This window comes from Nocardiopsis sp. TNDT3, from assembly GCF_003427465.1.
Lineage (GTDB): Bacteria > Actinomycetota > Actinomycetes > Streptosporangiales > Streptosporangiaceae > Nocardiopsis > Nocardiopsis dassonvillei.
This window is the reverse complement of the sequence record NZ_QPFC01000372.1, coordinates 1-1981: the sequence shown is the minus strand read 5'-3', so window position 1 is coordinate 1981 and position 1981 is coordinate 1. Positions and strand designations below refer to the sequence as shown.

2 protein-coding genes are annotated in these 1981 nt (G+C 72.0%); one reads left to right on the top strand and one right to left on the bottom strand.

The genetic code is table 11. From position 1 onward, the window contains the following. A partial coding sequence (locus DQW06_RS09885) for a hypothetical protein (RefSeq protein ID WP_232238650.1) occupies positions 1-581 on the top strand: 581 nt, incomplete at its 5' end. Positions 582-705: 124 nt separating this feature from the next. Here the strand turns inward: DQW06_RS09885 and DQW06_RS09880 are convergent. Continuing rightward, positions 706-1887 (bottom strand): oxygenase MpaB family protein, encoded by a 1182-nt coding sequence (locus DQW06_RS09880; RefSeq protein WP_071621781.1) that lies wholly within the window; start codon positions 1885-1887, stop codon positions 706-708. Between the last annotated feature and the right edge of the window lie 94 nt (positions 1888-1981).

Here is a 1981-nt window from a genome sequence, read left to right as displayed (position 1 = left end):
CCATGCGACCCCAGCCCCCACAGCAAGGCCCGACCGCGTTCCCGGAGCGGATCCCCGTCCCCGGGCCGGTACGCGGCCTGGCCGCGGTGCTCTGGAGCTCCGCCGCCATCTCGTTGGCCGTGCTCGTCATCAACATGACCACCGCGCCCATGTTCGGCGTCGATCCCGGGTACGCGTTCGGCGCCTCGCTGCCCCACACCGTCATCGGCGTGCTCATGGCGGTGGCGGCGTTCCCCGTCACCCGCGGCCGTTCCTGGGCCCGGACCATGGCCAAGGTCGTCCTCATCATCCAGATCGTGCTGCAGTCCATGATGCTGCTCGGCGGAAACAGCGTCCTCTGGGCGCTGCTCCTGTTCCCCCTGGCCATCACCGGAGCGGTCCTGCTGCACCGGCCCGTGTCCCGGTGGTTCTTCGCGTTCCACGCCCAGGCCGCCGGTCAGGGGCATGCCCAGCAGTACACCCACCATCCGCACCATCAGGTGAACCATGGCTACTACCCGCCCCAGCAGTACCCGCAGCAGCCCTACGGGCAGCAGCCACCGCAGCACGGCTCCTGGAACCAGGACCCCCGCCAGCAGTAGTTCGCGGACCGCCCCGCTTCCGTCAGCGGTACCCACCGGGGCCGACAGTGTCGGTGCCGAACACCGGCCCCTTGGTCTGCTGGAACCCCTCCGGCCCCTAACGCCCGTACTCGCGGCCGACCCCTCAGTCCTCGGCGCCGGTGGCGCCGCGCTGGTAGGCGGTCGGCTGGCCGGGCCTGGCCACCAGCTCGCGGGCGGCCGCCAGGTTCTGGTCGATCGCGGCCTGCCATCGCCTCGGGTCCCTGCGGCGGTGTTCGCGCGCCAGCGCGAACCCGGACAGCACCGGGCCCAGCCACGCGTCGGCGATCGGGGCCGGAGGTATCCGCAGGTCCTGGCACGCTCCGTCGCCGTGGATGCGGCGGGCGATCGCGTTCAGCGCCGGTCGGGCCAGCTCGCCGGGAACCTTGAGCATCGCGTGCAGGGCGGAGGTCGCCGAGGCCAGCGTCGCGTCCGCCAGCACGGCCGACTCCTCCGTTGCCGGTCCGGTCACGGCCTGGAACACGGCGTCCAGGCGTGCGGCGGCCTCGTTGCCCGTGATCCCCTCGACCAGGCGCGCGTCGATCCCCAGCAGGTGGGCGACGTACCACCAGTAGCGGTACAGGTCGGCCTGCTCGCGGCTGCTCAGCCCGAACCCGAGAAGTTCTTCGGCGGTGTAGGCGGTCAGGGTGAAGTCCATCCAGGTCCGCCCCAGGTCGACCTGGTTGATCGGGCAGCCGTCCGCCGAGCTGTCGTAGCCGCGGTTCAGCGCGAGCCTTCGCATGTGCGCGTGCAGTATCCGCACCTCCAGGGTCGCCACGTAACCCGGCTGTCCGACGCGGAGGCTGCCGGGCAGCATGGTCCGGGTGAGCCAAGCCCCGGTCTCCTGGATGCGCCGCTGCGCGGACTCGACCAGCCGACCCGTCGTCGTCAGCACCTCGGAGATCGACGGCGACTCGTAGACCCGGATCAGGGAGCCCGCGTTGAGCGCGATGATGTGCACCGGCGGCGGCGAGGTGTAGAACGGCATGGGGCCCTGGTCGAGCAGGGCGTCGTCCACGTAGCCGGGCGGGCTCTCGGTCTGCCGCAGCAGCGCCTCCAGTGCCGGGGGCGGGTCGGTGAGGGAGGTCAGGCCCTCCCGGATGCCCTTGTTCACCACGGGCCTGGCCTGTGGCATCCCGATCTCGTGCATCTCGGCGACGACCGCGTCGGCGAGCACGTCACCGGTGGTCAGCGCCCACTGCATCAGGTCGGCTCGGGCCTGGCCGAACTGGGCCAGGACGGTCTGCCGCCCCGCCCTCCGCGTCGGCCACGGGCTCTGCTCGGTCATGCTCTCTCCTTGGCGGTCTGGTGTTGGCAGTCGGGTTGGCAGTCGGGTGTCGGCCGTCCGCCCGGGCCGGGTGGTGTGCCCACGGGTTCCGGCC

Excerpts from the sequence above, each read along its gene's own strand:
- DQW06_RS09880 (WP_071621781.1), bottom strand. The coding sequence starts at position 1,887 with ATGACCGAGCAGAGCCCGTGGCCGACGCGGAGGGCGGGGCGGCAGACC.